Annotated in this window: 19 protein-coding genes; 8 read left to right on the top strand and 11 right to left on the bottom strand. The window is 63.4% G+C overall.

The window, feature by feature from the left end; all coding sequences use genetic code 11:
- Window positions 1-29: 29 nt before the first annotated feature.
- Together AOP73_RS10560 and AOP73_RS10555 are read right to left on the bottom strand one after the other, a co-directional pair.
- Complete coding sequence (locus tag AOP73_RS10560) at window positions 30-1,979, bottom strand: acyl-CoA dehydrogenase family protein (protein WP_061965790.1); 1,950 nt, start codon at window positions 1,977-1,979, stop codon at window positions 30-32.
- 24 nt (window positions 1,980-2,003) lie between these two features.
- Window positions 2,004-2,627: a TetR/AcrR family transcriptional regulator gene (locus tag AOP73_RS10555; RefSeq protein ID WP_061965788.1), complete on the bottom strand. Its 624-nt coding sequence runs from the start codon at window positions 2,625-2,627 to the stop codon at window positions 2,004-2,006.
- Window positions 2,628-2,725: 98 nt separating this feature from the next.
- Here AOP73_RS10555 and AOP73_RS10550 point away from each other — a divergent pair, with 98 nt between their 5' ends.
- From AOP73_RS10550 to AOP73_RS10535, 4 genes are all read left to right on the top strand, one after another.
- Complete coding sequence (locus AOP73_RS10550) at window positions 2,726-3,997, top strand: acetyl-CoA C-acetyltransferase (RefSeq protein ID WP_061965786.1); 1,272 nt, start codon at window positions 2,726-2,728, stop codon at window positions 3,995-3,997.
- A complete protein-coding gene (locus tag AOP73_RS10545; protein ID WP_061965784.1) occupies window positions 3,997-5,346 on the top strand; it encodes a 3-oxoacyl-ACP reductase in 1,350 nt (449 codons plus the stop codon). The genes AOP73_RS10550 and AOP73_RS10545 overlap by 1 nt, the downstream gene beginning before the upstream one ends.
- Window positions 5,346-6,203 (top strand): MaoC family dehydratase, encoded by an 858-nt coding sequence (locus AOP73_RS10540; RefSeq protein ID WP_061965782.1) that lies wholly within the window; start codon window positions 5,346-5,348, stop codon window positions 6,201-6,203. The genes AOP73_RS10545 and AOP73_RS10540 overlap by 1 nt, the downstream gene beginning before the upstream one ends.
- A gap of 66 nt (window positions 6,204-6,269) precedes the next feature.
- Window positions 6,270-8,006 carry an AMP-binding protein gene (locus AOP73_RS10535; RefSeq protein WP_061965780.1) on the top strand — a complete coding sequence of 579 codons (1,737 nt, stop codon included), beginning with the start codon at window positions 6,270-6,272 and terminating at the stop codon, window positions 8,004-8,006.
- A gap of 16 nt (window positions 8,007-8,022) precedes the next feature.
- Here AOP73_RS10535 and AOP73_RS10530 read toward each other — a convergent pair whose 3' ends face one another.
- From AOP73_RS10530 to AOP73_RS10520, 3 genes are all read right to left on the bottom strand, one after another.
- Window positions 8,023-9,282, bottom strand: coding sequence for an MFS transporter (locus AOP73_RS10530; RefSeq protein WP_061965778.1), 1,260 nt, complete (start codon window positions 9,280-9,282; stop codon window positions 8,023-8,025).
- A gap of 132 nt (window positions 9,283-9,414) precedes the next feature.
- Window positions 9,415-10,032, bottom strand: a complete 618-nt coding sequence (locus tag AOP73_RS10525; protein ID WP_061965776.1) for a YitT family protein — start codon at window positions 10,030-10,032, stop codon at window positions 9,415-9,417.
- 97 nt (window positions 10,033-10,129) lie between these two features.
- The gene (locus AOP73_RS10520) at window positions 10,130-13,558 is read right to left on the bottom strand and encodes a proline dehydrogenase family protein (protein WP_061966169.1); all 3,429 of its coding nucleotides are present in this window, start codon (window positions 13,556-13,558) and stop codon (window positions 10,130-10,132) included.
- Between the two features lie 80 nt (window positions 13,559-13,638).
- On the opposite strand from AOP73_RS10520, the gene AOP73_RS10515 reads away from it, so the two are divergent.
- From AOP73_RS10515 to AOP73_RS10505, 3 genes are all read left to right on the top strand, one after another.
- Complete coding sequence (locus AOP73_RS10515; protein ID WP_061966167.1) at window positions 13,639-14,535, top strand: LysR family transcriptional regulator; 897 nt, start codon at window positions 13,639-13,641, stop codon at window positions 14,533-14,535.
- A gap of 92 nt (window positions 14,536-14,627) precedes the next feature.
- Window positions 14,628-15,743, top strand: coding sequence for a magnesium and cobalt transport protein CorA (locus AOP73_RS10510; RefSeq protein WP_084626819.1), 1,116 nt, complete (start codon window positions 14,628-14,630; stop codon window positions 15,741-15,743).
- A 251-nt stretch (window positions 15,744-15,994) separates the two neighbouring features.
- On the top strand, window positions 15,995-17,530 hold the full coding sequence (locus tag AOP73_RS10505) for a M15 family metallopeptidase (RefSeq protein ID WP_061965774.1): 1,536 nt from the start codon (window positions 15,995-15,997) through the stop codon (window positions 17,528-17,530).
- A gap of 9 nt (window positions 17,531-17,539) precedes the next feature.
- On the opposite strand, the gene AOP73_RS10500 is transcribed toward AOP73_RS10505, so the two are convergent.
- The 6 genes from AOP73_RS10500 to AOP73_RS10475 form a co-directional block, all read right to left on the bottom strand.
- Complete coding sequence (locus AOP73_RS10500; RefSeq protein ID WP_061965772.1) at window positions 17,540-18,337, bottom strand: transglutaminase-like domain-containing protein; 798 nt, start codon at window positions 18,335-18,337, stop codon at window positions 17,540-17,542.
- Window positions 18,338-18,381: 44 nt separating this feature from the next.
- Window positions 18,382-18,966: a YdeI/OmpD-associated family protein gene (locus AOP73_RS10495; RefSeq protein ID WP_061965770.1), complete on the bottom strand. Its 585-nt coding sequence runs from the start codon at window positions 18,964-18,966 to the stop codon at window positions 18,382-18,384.
- 1 nt (window position 18,967) lies between these two features.
- On the bottom strand, window positions 18,968-19,627 hold the full coding sequence (locus AOP73_RS10490) for a DUF6226 family protein (RefSeq protein ID WP_152650650.1): 660 nt from the start codon (window positions 19,625-19,627) through the stop codon (window positions 18,968-18,970).
- Window positions 19,628-19,666: 39 nt separating this feature from the next.
- Complete coding sequence (locus AOP73_RS10485; RefSeq protein ID WP_084626818.1) at window positions 19,667-21,304, bottom strand: ABC1 kinase family protein; 1,638 nt, start codon at window positions 21,302-21,304, stop codon at window positions 19,667-19,669.
- A gap of 79 nt (window positions 21,305-21,383) precedes the next feature.
- The gene (locus AOP73_RS10480; protein WP_061965764.1) at window positions 21,384-21,929 is read right to left on the bottom strand and encodes a PadR family transcriptional regulator; all 546 of its coding nucleotides are present in this window, start codon (window positions 21,927-21,929) and stop codon (window positions 21,384-21,386) included.
- A gap of 79 nt (window positions 21,930-22,008) precedes the next feature.
- Window positions 22,009-22,683 carry an SDR family NAD(P)-dependent oxidoreductase gene (locus AOP73_RS10475; protein WP_061965762.1) on the bottom strand — a complete coding sequence of 225 codons (675 nt, stop codon included), beginning with the start codon at window positions 22,681-22,683 and terminating at the stop codon, window positions 22,009-22,011.
- A gap of 178 nt (window positions 22,684-22,861) precedes the next feature.
- On the opposite strand from AOP73_RS10475, the gene tdh reads away from it, so the two are divergent.
- Entirely contained in the window at window positions 22,862-23,911 is a 1,050-nt protein-coding gene (gene tdh, locus AOP73_RS10470; protein WP_061965760.1) for an L-threonine 3-dehydrogenase, read from the top strand.
- Window positions 23,912-23,934 lie beyond the last annotated feature (23 nt).

The raw sequence follows: 23,934 nt of genomic DNA, 5'->3' as shown, positions 1-23,934 counted from the left end.
TGGCCGGAGAGCTCCGGGCCCATCGGTGTCTAGTCGTCAAGAATTGCGGCGTGTAGCCACTCCTCAGGAATTCCCATGCCCTCGACGATGGCAAGGGCGTTGGGGCGTAGCTTGCGGCACATCTCGCTAATCTGGCCGCCAATGGCTTTGGCCTTGGAGCCGCTGATGCGGTTGTGCTCGAGGTACCAGGCGCGGTCCTGTTCGATGCTCGTCAAGGCGAAGAGTGTACACAGGTGGTGAAGGACCTGCTTCGCGTCGTCGTCCTGGCAGGCATCAATTCCGGCGACGAAGGCCTCGAGTGCGACCCGCTCCATGTGTGCACGCGCCACGAACTGGACGTGATCGCCTAGGGCATTGAACGACTCGAAGGAGTCTCCCTTCTCTTGCGACGCGGCCTTGAAGCGGCGTGCCAGCGACTCCAGCGAGTGGCGCTCTCGCTCCTCGAACATCAGCGCGTGCCACGACGAATCTATGACACTGGTCTCATCAGGCTTGCGTCGCGCGGAGGCGGCGAGCTTATCCAACATGACCGACGCGGCGGTGCGCTCCATCATGGTCTCGCTCACGACGCGGCCGGTCTCGCGCACCACGCCACTACGGTCCAGCTCTCCCCAGGCCCGCTTGTAGTCGGACAGCAGCGACTTGGTCACGAGTTGCATCAACACCGTGTTGTCACCCTCGAAGGTAGCGAACACATCCACGTCGGCCCGGAGGTCGGTGAGATGATTCTCGCTGAGGTAGCCGGAACCGCCACACGCCTCGCGTGCCTCCTGCATCGTCTCATTCGCGAAGCGGGTGGTCACGGCCTTCAGTCCGGCCGCGCGGGACTCGAGCTCCCGCTGATCCCGCTCCGTGTGTTCGCCTCCACTCTGAATGTGGACGAGCATCTGCGTGAGTTCGTTTTGCGCGAAGCCAAGCGCGTAACTACGGGCGATGCGTGGCAACAGTCGACGCTGGTGCACCAGGTAGTCCAGGAGCAACACGCCACCGGGGCGCCCTGCCTCAGGGAACTGGCGGCGCTTGAGCGCGTAGCGCGTGGCGGTCGATAGTCCCCGGCGGGCGGCGATGCCGCCTCCGGCGCCGATGCAGACGCGTCCTCGAACCAGCGTTCCGAGCATCGTGAAGAACCGACGGTTGGGATTCTCAATTGTCGAGACGTAGTTTCCCGCCTCGTCAACGCCTCCGTAGCGGTCCAGCAGCATGCGGCGCGGGACGCGAATGTGATCAAAGAGGATGGTGCCGTTGTCGACGCCCATGAGACCTCCCTTGTGCCCCTGGTCGCCGATCGTGATGCCCGGCAGGACTGAGCCATCCTCGTCGCGAATCGGCACCAGGATGGTGTGCACGCCCTGAGACTCGCTACCTACGTGCAGCTGTCCGAACAGGGCGACCATACGGCCGTCGCGCGCTACGTTTCCGATGTAAGCCTTCGCCGCGGTTGGCGTCGGCGAGTTGATCTCGTACTCATCCGTCTCGGGGAGGTACGTGATGGTCGTCTCCAGGCTCGCAACGTCGCTGCCGTGGCCAAGTTCGGTCATGGCGAAGCCGCCCAACAGCTTCATGGACGTGATATCTGGCAGATAGGTCTCGTGGTGCCAGGCGGTTCCGAGGTTGGTGACCGCACCACCGAACAAGCCGAATTGCACCCCTGACTTGATCGTCACCGACAGGTCGCCATGGCTCAAAATTTCGAACGCCATGACGGCGGAGAGCGGGTCGGACACCGTGTTGGCGCCAGAAGGCACTCCCACCGAACCGAGACCGTTGTCATTCAGGTAACGCAGCCGGTTAAGGGTCCACTCGCGGGAGGTCTCGATGTCGGCCTCCGGATCACGCAGCAAATCCTCGGCCGGAAAACTCTCTCTGTTCATGGCCCGGACGTCGGCAAACTGGCCGTCGAGGGCGCGGCGCAGTGACGCGCCAAGTGTGGTGAGTCGTTCCTCGTTCTTCACGGGTCGGCTCTCATCGGTCAACGTCATTGTTGCTCCTTAGTTGTGCTGAATTCAGGGTGTGGCCATGGCACCGGCGAACGCCGGCGCGAAAAGCCGTGAAATGTGGTCGACCACCAGGTCGCGGGGTTCGCGTTGTGCGGAGTCCATCCACCTGTCGGCCACGGCCCGGATGAAGCCCACGAGTCCGTGACCCCAGGTTGCGGCGCACTCCACGCTCACTCCAGCGGCACCAGGGCTGGCCAGAATTACTCCACCGACAAAGTCTCCAATTCGCATGGGCATGGAACCCAGCGGATCCGCGGAACTGGTACCGGGAGTCGGGCCATTCATGACGAAGCGGTAGATGTGGGGATCACGCTCCACCAACAGCAAATAGGCATCGGCAAGTGTCGAAGCTAGGTGGTCCAGGTTCTCGGGCTCGTGTTCAGCGATTGCCGTCGTGAGGCCCTGTTCAATGTAGTCGTGAACCGATTCCACCACAGCCTCATAAAGGCCGGCACGGTCGCCAAAATGCCTGTAAAAAACGGTTTTCGATGTGCCTGCTCGCGCAGCAATCTCGTCCATGCCCACGCCCGCGCCATTCACCCGAATGGCACGCAAGGCATGCGACACCAATTCCTGGCGCCGTGAGATGCGGTGGGCATCCCAGCGAGTGTTCCGACCGTCTTCAGTCATGTTCACACCTTAACCGATACTCTGAGTATCTGCTACCGTGAGTATCGGAGACATGTTCACGAGCTGTCCCTTCACTCGATTCACAAGCCAATGGAGGCATGATGAACAGCAACGCCGTCATCGTAGGTGGCAACCGCACCCCGTTCGCCAAGGCGGGAGGGCCCTACGCACAGGCCGCGAGCCACGACCTACTGACATCCGCAATTGATGGCCTCGCCGCTCGCTACGGGCTGAGCGGCATGCAACTCGGAGAAGTGGCGGCCGGTGCAGTCCTCAAGCACCCCCGTGACTTCAACCTCACCCGTGAGGCGGTGCTGAGCTCGTCACTTGCACCCACCACGCCCGCGTGCGACCTGCAGCAGGCCTGCGGTACTGGACTCGAGGCGACCATATACATCGCGAACAAGATCTCGCTCGGCCAAATCGACTCGGGAATCGCGGGTGGTGCCGACTCGGCGTCCGACGCCCCCATCACTGTCAGCGAACCGCTGCGCAAGGCGCTCTTGGCCGCGAACGCCGCCCGCTCGACGGGTGAGCGGCTCAAGGCCCTTGCACGCATCCGCCCGAGTCACCTCAAGCCGCTCGCACCAGGCGTCAACGAGCCGCGCACGGGGCTGTCCATGGGTGAGCACCAGGCGCTCACCACCAAGCGGTGGGAGGTCACTCGGGAGGCTCAGGATGAGCTCGCCGCGGCATCTCACCACTCGCTTGCTGCTGCCTGGGATGCGGGATTCTTCGATGACCTAGTGACCCCCTACCTGGGAGTCGCAAAGGACTCCATCCTTCGCCCCGACACCTCGGTCGAGAAGCTCGCCAAGCTCAAGCCCGCCTTCGGCGGACCCGACGGCACCATGACGGCTGGGAACTCCACCGCCCTGTCGGACGGCGCCGCCACCGTGCTGCTGGGTAGCGAGCAATGGGCCCGGGACAATCATCTGCCCGTACTGGCGAAGTTCGTGGACGCCAACGTTGCCGCGGTAGACCACCCCGCGGGTGAGGACCTGCTCCTCGCTCCAGTAGGGGCGGTTGGTCACATGCTCGAGCGGAACGGTCTCACGATCGAGGACTTCGACCTGGTCGAGATCCACGAAGCGTTCGCATCCACCGTCCTGGCCACACTCAAGGCCTGGGAATCGGAGGAATACTGCACCAGCCTCGGTCTCAACGGCGCCATTGGCACCCTCGACCGTTCCAAGTTGAACACGATGGGCTCCTCGCTCGCCGTGGGACACCCCTTCGCCGCCACCGGCGCCCGCATCGTCCCGAGCCTCGCGAAGATGCTCCACGACCTTGGCCCAGGCAAGCGCGGGCTGGTCTCGGTGTGTGCCGCCGGTGGACAAGGCGTCGTCGCGATTCTGGAGGCAGTGTGATGGGCGCGCTCGAGAAGCTCTTCTACTCCCCCGTTGGTCACGCGGTCTCTACCCGAGCCGGCCTGGCGGATCCTCCCCAGCTCCGGCGTGGTCGCACGTGGCCCGACGGCACCGTGGTGCTCGCGCCGCTCGGTGCATCGACGCTGGTGGCCGACACTCTAGACCTGTTGGGTCTGGAATCCTCCGACCCGATCGTCGATGCTCCGGCCGACTCCCCACCCGGGTACGGATCGCGCATTGGGGCGCTCGTCATCGACGCGATGGACCTGACGACCATCGTCGGCCTCGAGGACCTGCGTGCGGTGCTCCGTCCCGCCGTTCGGGCCCTTGAGGGATCGGGGCGCATCGTGATTGTCGCTCGTGAAGCATCGGGCGACTGGGAAGCCAAGTCGGTCACCCGCGCATTGGACGGGATCAACCGGACTGTCGGGAAAGAACTGCGCCGCGGGGCCACGTCCAACTTGGTTTACGTCGCCGCAGATGCGTCGGCAAGCAACCTGGTCTCTACCCTGGGCTTTGTGCTGCAGGGTCGGTCCGCCTTCGTGGACGGGCAGACGTGGCATGTCAGCGACGCCTCCTCCGGCATCGATGAGCTCATTGAGAAGCCACTTCAGGACCGCGTCGTCGTCGTCACGGGAGCCGCACGAGGCATTGGTGCATCTATTGCTCGCATCCTTGCCCGTGACGGTGCCACGATCGTGGGCGTCGACATTCCCGCCGCCGGCGAGTCGCTCGCTGAGGTGGCCAACGAGGTCGGCGGAACCGCTCTGCAACTCGACATCACTGCGGACGATGCCGGGGCAGCCATCGCGGAACACGTCGCTCGGCGCGGCGAGAGGATTTACGGCGTCGTGCACTGCGCAGGAATCACGCGAGACAAAATGCTCGTGAACACAGACGCCGATCGCTGGGGTTCGGTGCTGGACGTCAACCTCGCTGCACAGATTCGCATGAATGAGGTGTTGCTTGATCCTGCTATCCCTGGCTCGGTCGAGGATGGCGGGCGCATCGTGGGTATCGCGTCCACCTCCGGGCTCGCCGGAAACAAGGGTCAGACCAACTACGCCGCGTCGAAGGCCGGAGTGACGGGCCTCGTCGAGGCCATGGCTCCGGATCTCGCCAGCCGTGGCATCACGGCGAACGCCGTGGCCCCCGGCTTCATCGAAACGGCCATGACGGCACGCATCCCGTTCATCCAGCGAGAGATCTTCCGTCGGAGCAACTCGTTGAGCCAAGGGGGCCAGCCCGAGGACGTGGCCGAGGCCATCGGCTACCTCCTGGACCCAGCATCGGCCGGTGTCAATGGACAGGTGATCCGCGTGTGCGGACAAAACTTGGTGGGTGCCTAATGGAGCGGCGCGAGCAACATCTCGACGAGTTGCCCTCGATGGGGACTGCTTTCGCGCGCGCGCTGGTTCCGAGCCGTGCCAAGGCGGCCAAAATCCCGCGGCAGGTCGCCGTCGTCGACAACCAGCGGCAGGACCTCGCTCGACTCGCCGAATACAACCGCGTCTGTGGATTCACGCTACGGGACACCGTGCCGCCCACCTGGCTCCACGTCCTCACGTTCCCGTTGCACGTCCACCTGTTGGGTGCTCCGGACTCCTCAATCAAGCTGGTGGGCGCGGTGCACGTCAGCAACTCGATGACGCTGCACCGCCCGGTCGGACTCGAGGAGAAATTGCAGGTGCGTGTGCACATTGACAACCTGCGTCCTCACAAGCGGGGCGCAATGATTGACCTGATCGGTCAGGTCCGCGTGGGCGACGAGACAGTGTGGGACGGCACGAGCACATACCTAGCGACTGGTATGAGCGCCCCCGGAGAGGTAGAGGACGTGGAACGCCAGAGTTTCGAGCCCCTCCAGCCGCAAGCCAAGTGGCGACTGGCCAAGGATCTGGGACGGCGCTACCGCAAGGTCTCGCACGACCCGAACCCGATTCACACCAGCACGGTTGCCGCCAAGGCCTTCGGATTCGCGCGGCCCATCATTCACGGAATGTGGACGCACGCCCGCGCGCTGGCGGCGCTCGAGGGCCGCCTACCGGAGGCATACGAGACCTCCGTGAGCTTCCTGCGCCCCATCTTGCTGCCTGGCACCGTCGGCTTTGCCACCTCGGCTACCGAGCAGGGATACGACGCCGCCGTCACCAACCGAGACGGAAGCAAGGCCCACCTGCTGATGGGCGTCACCGGCGCGCCCTAGTTGTGCCAGAGGGGCAATGACCAGCATCATTGTTCCCATACAAGCGACCCATCAACGAGGATGACAATGACTGCTAGCGCCAACGCCCCGCTCCCCTCCGCCGACCCGGTGGGCGGCGAGGACCGACCGTGGTTCAAGTACTACCCCGATGCTGTGCCTGCCGTCATTCCGTCGGTCGAGGAGCGATCGCTGAGCGACATGGTCCGCAACGCGGCAAAGCACCACGGAGACAAGACCGCCTTCTCCAACCTGGGCGGCAAACTCACCTTCAACGACGTTGATCGCCTTGCAACGGACTTCGCCGCCTTTCTCCAGACCGAACTCGGCCTCGTCAAGGGCGATCGCATCGTCATCCAGATGCCCAACCTCATGCAGTTCCCCGTCGCGTTTTACGGCGCGTTGCGTGCGGGATTGATCGTCGTTAACGCTAACCCGCTGTACACGGTCACGGAACTCAAGGAGGCCGTCCACGACGCGCAGCCGCGCGCCATCGTGGTGCTCTCCAACTTCGCATTCAAGGTCGAGGAACTGCTCGAAGGTTCGTCGCTCGAGCACGTCGTGATCACGGATGCCGCCGACATGCTGTCGCAGCCCAAGCGCGCGATCATCAACTTTGCCGCCGACAAGATCAAGCACATGGTCCGCAAATATTCGATCCCCAATGCGGTCTCGTTCGTGACAGCGCTCAAGCAGGGCGCCGCCGCAACGTGGAAGGATCCCGAGTTGACGCCCGGTGACACTGCGCTGTTGCAGTACACGGGCGGGACGACCGGCGGCACCAAGGCCGCGATTCTGTCGCATTGGAATCTGCTGAACAATCAGGAACAGTTCATGGGGCAGATTCGCAACACGCTCGGTGAGGAGAAGCAGCCCGTCATCATCGCCGCGTTGCCGCTCTATCACGTGTTCGCTCTCACCGTGAATGCGATTGGCTTCTATCGCTTTGGGGCGCATAACGTCCTCGTCACCAACCCGCGCGACCTCAAGGGCTTCGTCAAGACCATCCACAAGTCCAAGCCCGACGGATTGATGCTGGTCAGCACTCTTGCTGCGGCGCTCATGGACAACGAGGACTTTGCGAAGGACGACCACAGCGGTCTGCGCATTACCGTCGCCGGCGGCATGGCGCTGCGCTCGTCAGTCGGTGAACGGTGGAAGAAGATCACCGGCAAGGACATCACCGAGGGCTACGGCCTCACGGAGGCGTCGCCCGTTGTCGCCGTCAACCCCACCCACATACCGCCGCGTATCGGTACCATCGGCATCCCGTTGCCTTCTACTGACGTGAGAATCGTCGACGAGGACCACCAGGACGTTGAGCCTGGTGAGCCGGGCGAGCTTGCTGTGCTCGGACCGCAGGTCATGAGCGGGTACTGGAACAACCCCAAAGAGTCCGCCAACGTGCTCTTTGACGGTGGGTGGCTCCTCACAGGTGACATCGCAACCATGGACGAGGACGGCTTCCTGCGTATTGTCGATCGCAAGAAGGAAATCATCGTCGTTTCCGGATTCAACGTCTTCCCGGGTGAACTCGAGGACGCCGCCATGGTGCACCCCAAGGTGTCGGAAGCCGGTGCCACCGGCGTGCCGGATGAGCATGCTGGCGAGGTTCCTAAGCTCTACGTCGTCAAGCGTGACGACTCGCTGACGGCGGACGAGCTGCGCAAGTTCCTCAAGAAGCGCCTTGCCGGCTACAAGCGACCACACCAGATCGTGTTCGTGGATGAGTTGCCCAAGACCAACGTGGGCAAGGTGCTACGGCGCGCGCTCAAGGATCTGGACGCGGACGCCACCGCCGAATAGCGGAGGCCAGGGAAAACTACGCGCTCGCACCCATCTGCAGGTCCGCATTCTCCTCGACGGAGTGGGCGTGTGGTTCGATGGGGCGATTTCTGGTGATCGCCCAGCCGGCCAGTGCGCAGAGCACGCCTGGAACGCAGAGCGCGAGCCCCAGCCAGGCCGGAGCAACGTAGCCCCATCCCGCGGCGATCACGACGCCCCCCAAGAATGCGCCCAGGCTGTTGCCGAGGTTCAGGGACGAGTGGTTGACCGCCGCGGCGATGGTTTGGCTGTCCCCCGCAACATCCATGAGGCGGGTCTGAATGGCTGGCGACAGCGCTGCCGCAGCGCCACCAACCAGGAATACTCCCATGAGCAGGCCCGCCACTCCGTGAACGGTCAGGATGAGTACCGTCATGGCCGCAGCGAGTGCGCCGAACAGGATAAAGACCGCGCGCATCGCGCCGCGGTCCGCGAGCCGTCCGCCGATGAAATTACCCAGGGTCATGCCGAGTCCGAGCGTAATGAGAGCGATGGGCACGAAGGACTCGCTCGCGCCGGTAACTTCGGTGACCAGCGGCGAGACGTAGGTGTAGACGGCGAAGAAACCCCCGAAACCGAGTGCACCCGTCAGGAGGGCAAGCCAGACGGCGGGCCTCTTGAAGGCACCCAACTCGCGACGCACGGTCGCGCTGGGGTCTCCCTGCTGCCAGGGCAGGAACCACAGAATCGCAAGCGTCGTCAGCGCGAAGATCGCAGCCACGGCCAGGTACGCGACACGCCAGTTGGTGTGCTGACCGAGGAAAGTGATGGCGGGGACACCGATCACGTTGGAGATGGTCAGGCCCGACAGCACGAACGCCACAGCCTGGCCTCGCTTGCCGGGCCCCATGATGCTCGCCGCAACCAAGGCGGCCACGCCAAAGTACGCGCCGTGAGGAAGACCCGCGAGGAAACGCGCGGCCAGGACCGTGGTGAAGGTGGGCGCCAAAGCGGAAGCCACCGTCGCCAGCGTGAACGCGATAGCGAGAACGGTGAGCAGTCGCTTGCGAGGGAATCGTGCCGAGAACGCGGCGATCGTGGGCGCACCCACCACCACGCCGAGCGCGTAGGCAGAGATCACCGCTCCGGACTGCGCTATCGCGGCCTCCGGGTCCACCGAATTGAGTCCGGGGAGCAAGTCCGCCGCAATATTGGGTAGCAGTCCCATCGCCACGAACTCAGTGGTGCCGATGCCAAAGCCACCCAATGCAAGCGCGAAGAGCGCGAGCTTGGTGCGGGCCGGGCTAAGTGTGGACATGCGACACCGATCTAAATGGAGACATCTGAAGGACAGCGCGCGACGGTGAGCGCTTCAACGATACCGCACTTACCAGGTGGTAGAAAGGGCGCCATCGCTCACCACTCGCACACGGATTCCCCGGGACCGCCATTAGCCAAAGTAGCGACCGGGGCGATGGTTGATCGCGAGGATCAGGTTCAGAAAGACCGCTCCGATAATCGAAACAAACAGGAGGTACGGCGAAACCGTGGATAGCGCCGCGAGCACCACGACGACATCGAAGGCGCCCTGCGTATACCCCGCCCGAATACCCTTCCGTTCCTGGAGATAGGCGGCGACAATGCCGAATCCCCCGGCCGATGCTCCGTGACGGAAGATCATGATCATGCCTACGCCCACGGCCAGGCCAGCGAAGACGCTCGCGTACAGCGGGTTGATGGCGCTCACATCCAGAAAATGCTCGTGAACCCATTCGAATACCGAGATCAGTGCGACCGTGATGATCGTCTTCGAGGTAAACAGCCACCCCATCCGCCAGATGGCGAGCACGAAGAACGGGATGTTGAGCACAAAATAGATCAAGCCGAAGGACCAGTGAGTCCAGTAACTACCAAGGATCGCGACCCCGGCGACGCCACCCGAGACGCCGCCGATCTGACCTAGCAGGAACAGGCCAAACGCCATGAGAAAGGCGCCACTGGGAATGGCCAGTGCGTCTTCCCAGAGGGCGTGCTTCTCGGCGCGCGGTGCTTCTACGACTGCTGACACGGATGCTGCTCCAGGCGTTGGTGCGGATGGCGACCATGGTTGAGGCCGCCACCACCATTGTCGCCGACGTTGAGCAGGGTCATGCCCGCCGCTGCACTTAGAGGCGCGCTACCAGTTCATCACCAATCGTCTCCGCGGGAGCGAAGGGCGTTCCGTAGCGATGCGCCGTCATGGAGATGGCCTGCTCTCTCAGAAATGGCATCATCTCGAGTTCGGAATTCGCACTGACTGGGGTGTCGAAGACAGCGACGTCGGGTCGTCCGCGCAGCTCGCTCTCGACAGCTCCAATGGTTCGGACGCGACCCCCCGGTACCGCGGCGACACGATCGGCCAGCGATGATGCCTCCTCGACGACAATGGGCACGTGCACCGCGGTGAGGGCCCGCGTGACCTCGCCATCGACGTTCGTCGCGACCGAGACCTCGGTGGCTACTCCGGCCGCTACGGATGCCGCCGCAACCCGAGCCAGGCGCGCGACATCCTCGCCGTCCCAACGAATCACGGTCGGTGCCGGCAGGTAGCGAAGAACGTTTCGTTCGCTCACGAGGCCCGTGGGGTCGTGTCCGATTCCAAAGCGCTCCGCCCATGCTGCGGCATCCAATTCCGCTCCCCTGCGCACCCAGGGCTGTCCCGCCAGCTCAACCAGCGGAGCCACACCAATAGGCACTGCCGGGGAGCTCGGTGCGCCCGCATCGGTCGGCGCCCATCCGGTCAGCGTCTGCACGTAGTGAGGTCCGCCCGCCTTGACGGTGGGACCGACCACGGATCGCTTCCAACCGCCGAAGGGCTGGCGCTGGACGATGGCACCAGTGGTGCCCCGATTGACGTACAGGTTGCCGGCTTGGATTCCCGACATCCAGCGGCGAATCTCCGCCTCCTCCAACGTGTGGATACCGGACGTGAGGCCGTAGTCGATCTGATTCACCAGATCAATGGCATCGTCAAGGGTGTCGGCACGCATCATCCCCAACACCGGGCCGAAACACTCAACCGTGTGCATGAAGGAGCCCGGCTCAACCCAGCCCCGAATACCAGGGGTCCACAAAGCATCGGCGAGGCGTCGAGGCTCGACCCACCACGACTCATCTCCCTCGAGCTCCGTGAGCCCACGCAGCAACTTGTCCGTCGGCTCGCTGATGACGGGACCCATCTGTGCGGTGATCTCCGTCGAGCGGGCTACGTGCAGCGAATTGACTGCATCGAGCAGTTGATCGTGAAACCGGCGTGATTCGGCAACGGAACCCACCAGTATCGCGACCGAGGCCGCCGAGCACTTCTGGCCAGCGTGGCCAAACGCGGATGCCACCAGATCCTTCGCTGCTAAGTCAAGGTCCGCGCTCGGGGTGACGATGAGCACGTTCTTGCCCGACGTCTCGGCATGCAACCTCATGTCCGGGCGCTTGCTGAGGAACAACTCGGCTGTCTCAAACCCACCGGTCAAGATGACCTGGTCGATGCGTCCGTCCGTGAGCAGATCATCCCCAATCTTGCGGGTGTTGATCGTCATCAGCGTGAGCAGGTCCTTGGGCACCCCTGCCGCCCACATCGCCTCGGCAAGTACCGCCCCGCAACGACGTGACTCGCGGGCAGGCTTCAGGATGACCGCCGATCCCGCTGCGAGCGAGGCCAATACCGATCCCGCCGGAATCGCTACGGGGAAGTTCCACGGCGGTGTGACGAGTGTGAGGGGTCGCGGTACTGCGGCGACACCCACCATGGCGTCGAGTTCGCGTGCCCGTGCGGCGTAGTACCGAGCAAAGTCGATGGCCTCCGAGACCTCGGGATCGGACTGATCGAGCGTCTTTCCAGCCTCGGATGCCATCACCTCCATCAAATCGTGCCGATGCAGTTCCAATTGGTCCGCGATACTTTCAAGAAGGTCGGCACGGTCGGACGCCGGCACCGCACCCCAGCGAACGCCGGCGGCATGTGCCGCGGAAATCACCCGATCGAGCGGCTCGGGCTCCTCAAGGTGGGCCTCGTTCAATGACGCTTCGCCCGCCTGCGACGTTTGCGCAGCACGCAGAATCTTTCGTCCGCAGGCGCGTATAGCGGAGCGAGCAGGGTCCTGGTCCGGCGTGTTGACGAACCCTGCCCCGGTGATGGCCTGAGATTCGACGTCGCGGCGCGTCTCTACACTCTGCGGCTTGAGGGAGGAGACGTACGAAGCGCGGAAGGCCTGCTCCTCGCGGTCAAAGTGCTCCTTGCTGCTCGACATCGTCGCGAGGCGCGACAGGAAATTCTGCGGATTCGCCACCTCTTCCAGGCGACGCACCAGATAGGCGAGCGCGACGTCAAAGTCGCGCGGGTTCACCACGGGCGTGTACAGGCGCAATGTGCCGACGTCCGCGCTGACAGCGGTGGCCACGTGCTCGCCCATTCCCAACAGCATTTCGAACTGGACGTCGTCCATGACGCCGCGTTCCTGCGCGCGCGACCACGCCAGCGCAATGTCAAACAAATTGTGACCCGCGATGCCTACCTTGAGAGCGCGGGTGCGCTGAGGCGTCAGCGCTCGGTCCAGGAGTCGCTTGTACTGGGCATCTGACTCCATCTTGGTGCCCCATGTCGCCAATGGCCAGTCGCGTACCTCCGATTCAACCCGCTCCATCGAGAGATTCGCGCCCTTGACGATGCGCACGCGGAGTGGTTGTCCGCCCGCGGCCACTCGGGTTTCCGCGAGGTGCTGTACGCGTTCCAGCGCCATGCTGGACTCAGGCAAGTAGGCCTGGATGACAATTCCGGCGCTCAACTGCATGAAGCGTTCCGTCAGCATGAGCTTTTCGAAGACGGAAACCGTGAGATCCAGGTCCCGGTACTCCTCCATGTCGAGGTTGACGAATGTGTTGTGGTTCTCGAGCGCGGCCTCGTACAGCGGCGTGAGAGTAGCGACGATGGGGTCGACGGCTTCCTCCGATGCCCACGGCGAGTGGGGCGCGATAGCCGCGGAAACCTTGATGGACACATAGTCAACATCGGGGTTGCGAATGAGGTCACGTGTCGCGACTACGCGCTTGAGCGCTTCCTTCTTGCCGAGCACGGCCTCGCCCAGCAAATTCACGTTGAGGTGAACGCCGTCCGAACGGAGCTTTTGCAAGTTCCCCGACAGCTTCGCTGGCGTGGCGTCGACCACCAGGTGTCCCACCAGCGCCCGAATGAAGCGGCGGGCGATGCGGACGGTGAGCACGGGCGCGATCCGCGCGGCTACTGCGCCGATCTTGGTGAGGAACGCCATGCCGCCCGGAAGGTGGAGTTTGGCCTCCTTGCTCGCACGCACCAATTCCCGCGCAGCCACCCGGAGGTCCTCAGGGCGCACGACCCCGTCCACCACCTCGGTCAAGTAGCGGAGTCCACCCGGTGAGGAGAGCGCCTGCGCCATGATCTTCGCCGCGGGGCGTTGCCGTTCACGATGGGCAGCGTCGAGCCACGTACGTACCTGCGCGACGGCAGCATCGGCCGTGGCCTGGTCGCTGGGTGAGTCGGGCACGACGTTGGGCCCGACTGACTTCATGTGTGAAGTGGTCATTTCCCCAGTGTCCACCTCTTCATTGCACAGCACCAGTTCCTCTATCTGCACAATTTCATTAAGTTGTGCTTAACTAAATGATGCTCGATGCGAACCAACTGAGGACGCTGCGTGAATTTGCCCGCCGCGGCACCATCGCGGCCACCGCAGACGCCCTCGGCTACACGTCATCGGCCGTCTCCCAGCAACTCACCACCCTCGAACGTGCCGCGGGCGCAGCACTGACCCGACGTGTGGGACGCAAACTCATCCTGACGCCGGCGGGCGAAAGTCTCGCAGCATCGGCGGACGAGGTTTTGTCAGCGTTGGAGCGCGCGCAATCCGCGGTCCGCGGGGCGGAAGCCCATCTGACAGGCACCGTCCGACTCGCCGTGTTCCAGTCGGCAGCGCTGGCCCTGCTACCACTCGCCCTCGGCAATGTGCGGCGTGTCGCACCCGACCTGCGTGTGCAGGTCACCCAGAGCGAGCCGGCGCAGGCGCTGGAGGACACGTGGGCCCGCGACTTCGACCTCGTGGTTGCCGAGGAGTACCCACACCACTCGGCCCCTCACTACGCCGGACTGGTACGAGACACCCTCGTGGCTGATGCTGTTCGTCTCGCCACTCCCCTGGTTCACGAGGGATCCACCATACGATCATGTGCGGCGACTCCTTGGGTGATGGAGCCACACGGCGCAGCGTCGCGTCACTTCGCCGAGCAACAGTGCCGAATCGCCGGGTTCGAACCTGACGTACGCTTCGTCACCGCTGACCTGCAAGCTCATGTCGCTCTGGTGAGGGCAGGAGAGGCGGTGGCGCTGCTACCGGATCTGATGCTCACTGACGCAGATCCAGCACTCCTGCTCCACTCTCTTCCGCAAGCCCCCACACGCACCGTGTTCACCGCAATGCGTGAGTCGTCGCTCGTCGACCCCGCCATCAGGGTGGTCGTGACGGCACTTCGCGAGGCTGCCGGGCACCTTGGGACGGACAGCTAGCCGTGCTTTTCGTTGCACGCGTAGAGTTTCCCTCTCCTCAAGACGTGTGCCATAGGCTGGCCATCAGCACCTACGACGTTCGGAGACCGCGAATGGCTACGCGACGAAAGCTCTACCGCCCTCACATCGGCCTACGCCGCCCCAGCGACCACAGCGCCCCCAGCTCCCCGACTCCCAAGGACGTCCTGCGTCTCGCCCGATATGTTGAGGACGGTGAGGTGTCACGAGCGCCGGACCATGCCAGCGTCGAGGATGCCCTGAACTTTGCGAACGGCTCCCCCAATCGAATGTCGATGCTGCTCTACGCAGAGCCCGCACAGGCCACCATTGACGAGCTCGCCGCCACCTGGGGACTGCACCCCCTACTGGTCGAGGATTTGATCAAGGGCAGGCAGCGCCCCAAGATCGAACGCTACGACGATGTTGTGTTCCTCGTAGCGCGCTCCGCCTGGTACATCGACGAGGACGAGATCGTTGAGTTCGCGGAGTTTCACGTACTGCTCCGCGAGAACGCCGTCGTGGTGATCTGTCAGGACGGTCGATGGATTGGCGGGACCGACATCACCTCGCTCGACATCGACGCCCAACTCTCGCCAAACGTACGTGCGGGAAACCTGCTATCGGATCCGAGCATGTTGCGTCTGGGGCCGGCCGCCGTGGCATACCGCCTCCTCGACAGCATCGTCGATGGCTTCGTCCCCGTACTTGAGGGGCTCGCGGTAGACAAGGACCAAATCGAACGTCAGGTGTTCAGCGGCGACGCCGCCGCCGCGGAGCGCATCTATCGCCTGAGCCAGGAGGTCATCGACCTCAAGCAGGCGATCTCCTCACTCAATGGCGTGGTCGCGACCCTCACGGGTGGCTACAAGAAGTTTCATGTCACTGGTGACCTGCAGGCGTACCTTGGCGACCTGTCCGACCACCTCGCGCGCGTGGACACCGAAGTGATTGAACTGCGAGAGTCGCTCACGCAGATCCTCGCGGTGAACGCAACGTTGGTCGGTCAGCGGCAAAACGAGGACATGAAGAAGATCTCGGGCTGGGCCGCCATCCTGTTCGCCCCCACCCTGATCGCCGCCGTGTATGGCATGAACTTTACTCATATGCCGGAACTCAACTGGCTGTTGGGCTATCCGCTAGCGCTCGCGATGATGCTCGGCTTTGCCAGCGTTTTGTACTGGGTGTTCAAGCGAAGGAAATGGATGTAGCCGGCCCCCTCCCATGAGGGAAGGAACATCTCACCCCCCTCGTGCGTTGTAGAAATGTCGCATTTGTCTTGTGTCGCGCGCTCGAACCCACTTTCGGGAGGCGTGCGGACACATTAGGGCAGCGCGCGCAGTCACGATGGCTGCCTAGAGCCACCGCAGCGACACCGCGCCTTTGATAGCCGCATCTCAACCCGCACGCGCGACTACATCGCGCCGTTGAGCGTCTCCCTGCCCCGAGAGTTCTGAGATCTATGAGTAATCCCTTTCGCAAGTCCCACGTTGTTGTCGCTAGTGTTGCGCTCGCGTGCTTTGGAGCCGGCTACGCGAGCACCGATGGCGCCCACAGCATTGAACGTCATCGGGCCGTCGGCCAGGCTTTTGCCGCAGCTCGAGAGGTCGACGACAAGCGCCAGGCCCTTGAGGCTTCACTCACACGGGCCCAGGATGTCGCCACCTCAGCAGCCCCTGTAGCGCACGATGCGCGGGTCCAGAATGCCGCCACGTCGCTCTCGATTGCCTCGAGCGACGCGATTACCGTCGCTAGCGAGAATGCCGTTGAGGTAGCAGCCGAGCCCATCAAAGTGACACCCACGGCCGTGGCCAAGGCTCCCACGTTGCTGCCGACCACCCCTCAGCCAGCCGCCGAAGAATCTACCCCCGTCGCCGATGAGGAACTCGTATCAGTGGTCGAGGACAAGGACGTCGAGAAGGTGCTCGCTGGGGAGGTGAAGGACATCGACTCGGCGCGTGACGCCACGGCAAAGCTCACCGAAGTGAGCGATGCTCTCGATGCGGCGCTCGAAGACGTCGAGGCGAACGCCGCCGCGGTGGAGGATGTCGCCGCTCAAGCAAACCTCGTCCTCACCATCAAGGACCTCGACGCCGCGATCGAAAACGTCACGGCCTCCACCGAGTCCGCAACCGGAATTCTCAGCGCCGTGGGTTTGCAAGTCGATGACGGCACGACGCTGACAGCAGTTCGCACGAGCATCGAGGAGCTCACCGAGGTCGCCACGGAGTCGGGAACGATTGACCGTACCGATCCAGAAGCAGCGACGAAGGCGCTCGCACGCATCACCAGTGCAGCCAACAGCCTCGACGTTTCGCTCGACAAGGCCAGCACATCACACCAGGCTTGGGTCGACGCGGAGAACGAACGACGCCAGCGGATCAACGATCAGCGCACCGACGAGTACGAGGAAGAGCTCACGACCGCGCTGGATGAGCACACGCAACAGAATCTTGAATTTGTCGCAAGCCGGAGCAATGGTTGGACTGGGACTCCCGCGGGTACGGTGGGCGCCAACGGTCGCCTAGCAAGCAATTCCCTCTGCGCAGTCTCGTTCGCTACTGAGCATTCGCTCCAGTGTGACGCCGCGGCTGCGCTGGATGCAGCTGACGAGGCGTACTTCGCCGAGACCGGCGCGCACCTCAGGATGACCGACTCCTACCGCACCTACCAGTCGCAGGTGATTACCAAGGCACGCAAGGGTCATATGGCTGCCCCTCCCGGTACGTCCAATCACGGCTGGGGCATGGCTGTTGATCTCTATCCCGAGTCCGCTGCATGGCTGACGGCGAACGGTGCGAAATTCGGATGGGTTCACCCCGCTTGGGCCCGACCCGGAGGTTCACTCCCCGAGTCGTGGCACCTCGAGTACGTCGCGCCCGAGGTTGGACGCTTTGTTGCCCCTGAGGCTCCCACCTTGCTTGAGCCCATCACGAACGCGTTCGAAACTCTTGACGGTGACGAGGATTCCGCGCAGGAGATCCTCGAGCAGGACTAGCACGTCGTCCTACCCGAGCTGAACGGCCTCGCGAACATCGTCGTACGGAAGATCGTCCACGACCGCCGTGACGCTGAGCGACTCGAGGTCAAGCGTCCCACTCAGTACGGTAAGAAACGCGGTGTCCGCGGCATCCCGCCCAGTCGCGATGCGCACCATGGACGATCGAGGAGCGAGTGTGGTGGGATCAACAACGAGCCATCGCCCATCGACATGCGCCTCGCATACGGCGTGAAAGTCCATGGGGCTCAGTCCCGGTGCGTACACCGAGGCAAGGCGCGCGGGGACATTCATCGCCCGCAACAGCCCGATGCACAGGTGGGCGAAGTCTCGGCAAACACCTTCGCGCGCCAAGAGGGTGCGCACCGCGCCGTCGGTTGGCAGGCTGGAGCCCGACACATAGAAGAGTTTGGTCCCCACCCAGGAGCCCACGGCCTCCAGCAACTGGCTCCCGCTGAGGTCAGCAAAGGTTGCGAATGCGGTAGGTCCCAACGAGTCCGACTCACAGTATCGGCTGGGACGCAGGTAGCGGATGATGTCCGCCTCGTCGACCGACTCCGGCTCTACACGGCGAGGAATATTCGCGGAGTAGCGGATCTTTAATTCCCCCGGCCCCGTGGTGAGCCTGTGCAGCCGGGTGCTGTGGCGATCCTGCAGTTCCAATGTCGGTAGCGACTCGCCGTCCAGCTCCACTATCAGTTCCTCGGAACCGCCGGACAGCTCCACATCAGCGCAAGCGACAGACAGCACAATGTCGGCTGTCGACGTCACGTCCAAGACAAGTTCAGAATTCACGTCGCGGTTCATGTCCTCATCGTCGCACGCTACGTGCCGTACATACCGTGCGAACGCTATTCAAGATCCTTTGGCCGCGACTCCTCAAGTGCTCGAATGCTCTTGTTAATGCGTCGGGCACGTGTGGTGGGCGTCGTCGCCGTGGCCACCTGAATGATGTGGTGGTAGCGCTCCGCCTTCGAAAGCGCAGCAAATGCCGCGGCTGCGGTTGGTGAGGACGAGAGCGCTGCAGTGAGATCAGGCGGCACCTCCGCTGTTGCCTGCCCTGCGTACGCACGATCCCATCGGCCATCCGACTTGGCACGATCGATCTCCGCCTGACCCTGCGCACGCATGCGGCCCTGATCAGTCAGCCTGGCGACGATACCAATGTTGCGTTGGGACCACATCGACGACTTGCGTCGCGGAGTGAAGCGTTGCAGGAAGGTGTGAGCGTCACGGCTACGCTTCTGTCCATCAATCCAGCCACTGCACAGTGCCTCGTCGAGCGCTTGGTCGTAGCGGAGCGACGTAGGCCTTGCGGTGCCCTTCTTTGCCAGCACCAGCCACACGCCGTCCGATGCTGTCTCGTTCCTGTCGAGCCACTCGCGCCACGCGTCCGCGTCGGCAACGATGAACTCCTCGATGGGCGCCTTGGTCATGTCACTGCCTTGGCGCGCGTTCTGGCCAGGGCTGCCAGCCATCCGCCAAACCCTTGAGCGCATCCCTGGCCGCGCGAACCCTATCCTTGGGGTATACGGACAGCCGTCCACCGTGGGACCCCAAGGAACCACCTGGGTACTTAAGATCCATGGTGTACGTCGCTCGTGGCCTCGACGTCACCGTCTCGCGGAAGCCGCCTGCAGCAACAGCCAGCACCTGCCACTCCAACTCCCCCGCTTGATCGACCCCAGACTCGTCGCATGCGTCGCAGTCGCAGTCGGGGAACCTCAAGTCCTGGAGCACGCCAGCATGCACAATGACCCCTGGAAATGAGGTGAACACAAACGTGACCCCAGCCGCATCAGCGGCCATCGGAGTGACCCGAACTGCTCTAGTGACGCCTTCTTGTTCATTGAGAAGATCCGCTGCGTAGGAGGCAGACTCATCGGCGACCGCGTCGTACCGCGTCGTGAGGTGGGTGATCAGTGCATCAGCAATTGAGTGCAACGGCGCGAATCGCTCCAGGTGGGAGGTCACGGAAAGGCTATCCTCGGGCGGCCCAGCCATGCCCCATCGACTTCCGTAGTCAACTACCGCACCCGATGCATCGCGGAACACCGGCAGACTCACCAACGGCCTCACATATGGTTGTGTCGGCATCGTCATAAGCGAGAATCTACCGCCATGATCGTCTATCGTCTATCGCCTGCGCCGGCCAGAGAACAGTGCGTGCATTAGTGGCAGCACCGACACGATCATCAGCAGGTTGCCGAGGAACGGGTCATCGTGTCTGAGGGTCGCGCCGGTGAACAGCAGTGCCGCGAACAGCAATCCGGACATCACTTGGCGCGCAGTGTTTTCTAGACGCTCCATGCGCCGCTCAAGCTGGGGCATGGTGATGGCGAGTCGACCCTCGTCAATCTTGGACACCAGCCCGTCAACCTTGTTGGGCAGGCCCCAGACGACGGTGGCCATCTCGAGTGCGTCCTTGCCGAAGTCCTTGACGACGTTGCTGCTCTCCTCGCGCAACAACTGAGCCGCGTAGGGCTCCACGGAATCCCACAGGTTGTACGCGGGATTTAGTGTGCTGCAGACGCCCGAGGTGAGCGACATCGCCCGCCCCACTAGCAGGAAGTGCCCCGGCAATTGGATGGGAAGCGTTCGCACCACATCGTTGAACTGCACCGCGAATTCCCTAAAGTCATTGGGGTCGACGTCGCGCAGTTCGGCAAAACCCATTCCTCCAAAGCGTGCAAACAGTTCCTTGAGGACACGTTCCAGCTCGACGGTATCGGCGGATGGCAACAGCACGCCCAGGTCGCGGCCGGCCTGGACCAGGCCCTTGCCATCCCTGGTGGCAGCGGCGATGAGAAGTTGACGTAGTCCCCCGCGGGTGCTGTTCGGCAGCTCGCCCATCATGCCGAAGTCAATGAAGGTTAGCCTCCAGGAACGCTCGCCCGGCGCATCGGGCGTTGGCGTGACGAAGACGTTTCCGGGGTGTGGGTCGGCGTGAAAGAACCCATTGCCAAAGAGTTGGTCATACATGACCTCGGCAAAGTCGTGTGCGACCTCGGCGGGGTCTATTCCCGCGGCACGCAGCCCAGACAGGTCCGAAATCTTGATGGCGGTCACATCCTCGAGGGTCAACACTCGCCTCGAGGTTCGCTCCCACGCAATTGCGGGCACCGATACCCGCTCGTCCCCCTCGAATGCTTCGGCGAAGCGCTCAGCGTTCGCGGCCTCGTGAAGATAGTTGATTTCCTCGCGACTCGTACGTGCAAACTCTTCAATCAGTGCGGGCAGGTCGACCCTGCGGTTCACCGCCCGAAGCCGACTCAGCCAGCCACCCACCTTGCGCAATGCGGCAAGGTCGACGTCCACGATGGCGTCAATGCCCGGGCGCTGAACCTTGACGATGACCTGTGAAAGTCCCGTGTCCGCAGCGTCCAGAGGACTGAGACGTGCCCGATGAGCCTGGCCCAGGGATGCGGCGGCAACGGGCGTCTCCTCAACGTGGGCGAAAGCACGATCCAGCGGCACCCCGAGCTCAGCTTCGGCAAGTTCGCGAATGTACTCGAACGGCACCGGCGGCACCTCGTCCTGCAGGCCCGCGAGTTCTTCCGTGATTTGAGGCGGCAAGACGTCAAGTCGTGACGACATGTACTGACCGACCTTGATCATCAGGCCACCGAGGTCCACCGCCAGCGCGTGGAACCGCTGGGCGACGCGCTGCATGCGAGCGGCCCGAGTCCGTTCAGCGACCCTTGACAGGCCAATGCGCGTCAACAGGATTTCGTACCACCATGTCACCGCGAGGTTCCAGGATGCGAACCTCATAATGCGCCGGTAGCGGGCGCGCGTGTTGCCGGCCCCGGCGTATTCCGGGGCCGGACGTGGCGGAGCTGGCGTCAACCCGCTAGTCCTGGGCGAGGATGGCGTACATGCGGCGGCGCGTCTCGTCGAGGACGCTTGCCGCTTCCTTCACCTGCTCAGGAGTGCCCTGACGGCCTACCTGAGCGGCGGCCTGGGCGAGATTGATACCTGCCTTGGGGAGCTCTCCCATGGCATGAAGATCACGAGACCCAGTGGCCTCCCACGGTGGGGTCGCGTCCGCGCCCTCTGCCTCCTCACGCCCCGCGTCGGTCAGCGTGTACGTCTTCCGTCCGTTGGACTCCGCGGCGGTGATCAGCCCCTCGTCGGCGAGCAGCTGGAGTGTCGGATAGACCGATCCTGCACTGGGCTTCCAGCTTCCCTCGGTGCGTTCTTCAATCTCGCGAATGATCTGGTAGCCGTGCATCGGCTCTTCCTTGAGCAGCGCGAGTACGGAGACGCGCACGTCTCCGCGTCCCATCCGCGTGCCGACGCGCTTCTCAAACTGCGAACGCAACTGATCCATTGCCTGCCACATGCTCTCAGCGCCCTTGCTGGGGTCGAAACTGCTGGTCTTGAACGATCCACTCATGATGACCTCCCGTGTCGGTTGTGAACGATACTCAACGATATATCGCTCATGCCCAATGCGCTAGTCCAAACTCGAACCTCTACTCGCGGCCGTCCTCCAGTGGAATCAGCATGGTGCGGAAGTCCGCCGGCGTATCCCGCAAGTGCCAAATCCTGTCGGCGACATCGTCAATGCCGTTGGGCAACTGGAGCTTGGGGATACCTCCAGGGATGACCAGTTGGTGCACGCCAATCCCCTCTTCTTCAAGGGCCGCGTGAAGCATCTCGCCGTAGGCGGTCTCCGCGGGGAAGGCCACGGACGTACCGGAAAAGTCCGGGCGGGACTGAATGGAGGTTCCGCCGTTAATGAGGACGATGCTGCCCCGGCCCGCCGCTCTCATGGCGGGAAGGACGGCACGGACCGCGCGAATCAGCCCGAGGGCGGAGAACTGCAATGCCTCCCCCCCGAGCTCTGGCGTGAGGTCGAGGACCGGCTTGAGATATGTGCGGGCGGGCAGCGGGCTGTACTGCAGAACGTCGATAGGACCCAGCTCGTTGGCCGCTTGCGCAAGAGCGTCCTCGAGCGCCTCCGGTTCCAGCACATCGGCGGCGTAGCCTCGGGCCGTGACACCACGTTCAGCAAGTTCTGATGCGAGGCCGTCGAGCTTGGCATGGTCGCGCGAGATGAGCGCGACCGCATACCCCTCGCGTCCAAAACGGCGTGCCACTGCCGCACCCAGTCCAGGCCCAGCTCCAACAATCGCGAGTACCGGCATGACGACTCCTTCACATGTAGCGTGACCTCGACAATATCGTGGCCAAGACGTGCCAACTTCATCGTTCCACTCGGACTGTGTCACTCACGCGTCGATAGACTCGAGAGCAGACCTGCACTCAGTTCCGGAGCCAATCAATCCGGTGGGATTGTGCATCGATTGCGACACGAGAGGCGACATGCGCGCACTGCTCAAAGCGACCTCGGGCCCAGGGCTCGAACTCGCAGACGTGCCAGAGCCGAATGCGGGCGATGCGGACGTCACCATTCGGGTCCTGCGCACAGGTATCTGCGGCACCGACCTGCACATTGAGTCCTGGGATGCATGGGCGGCGTCAACGCTAGTGCCGCCGATTGTGCCGGGGCACGAGTTCAGCGGTGAGGTCGTAGCCGTGGGCTCCGCGGTACGTGACGTCCACGTGGGGGCGATCGTCTCCGGTGAGGGCCACATTGTCTGCGGTACGTGCCGCAATTGTCGCGCGGGACGCCGGCAGATGTGCAACCGCACCTCAGGCCTTGGCGTCAACCGCAATGGCGCCTTCGCGGAGTACGTAGTGCTCCCCGAATCGAACGTGTGGGTCCACCCAGACGGCATGAATCTCGACCACGCGGCCGTCTTCGACCCCCTTGGAAACGCGGTCCACACCGCACTGAAGTTCCCCCTTGTGGGCGAGGATGTCCTCATCTCCGGCGCGGGCCCCATCGGCCTCATGGCCGCCGCCGTGGTCCGTCACATCGGTGCCCGATTTGTGGTCGTTACGGATGTGTCCGAGCCTCGACTTAAACTGGCACGCATCGTTGGAGCCGATCTCGCCTTAAACGTCTCGCACTACAAAATCGCCGATGCTCAGGAAATGTTGGGCATGCGCGAGGGCTTCGACGTGGGCTTGGAGATGAGTGGACATCCCACCGCACTGCCAGAGATGATCGAGAATCTCACTCACGGGGGCCGCGTTGCCATGCTTGGCCTGGCGTCCGAGCCGATCAATGTCGACTGGGCCAAGGTCGTCACGCACATGCTCACCATCTCGGGCATCTACGGTCGCGAGATGTTCGAGACGTGGAACGCCATGAGCGCCATGCTGCAGTCGAGCGCAGACCTGCGCGTTGCGCTCGACACGGTCATCACCCACCGCCTCCCCGTGAGCGAGTGGGAGCAGGGATTTGCAGTCGCACGCACGGCCTCTGCCGGCAAGGTAGTACTCGATTGGACCGAGGCTCCGGGCTAACGCCGGACCGGGAAAGGACACCC

The sequence above is a fragment of the Demequina aurantiaca genome, from assembly GCF_000975135.1.
GTDB lineage: Bacteria > Actinomycetota > Actinomycetes > Actinomycetales > Demequinaceae > Demequina > Demequina aurantiaca.
This window is presented reverse-complemented; position numbering and strand designations above follow the sequence as displayed.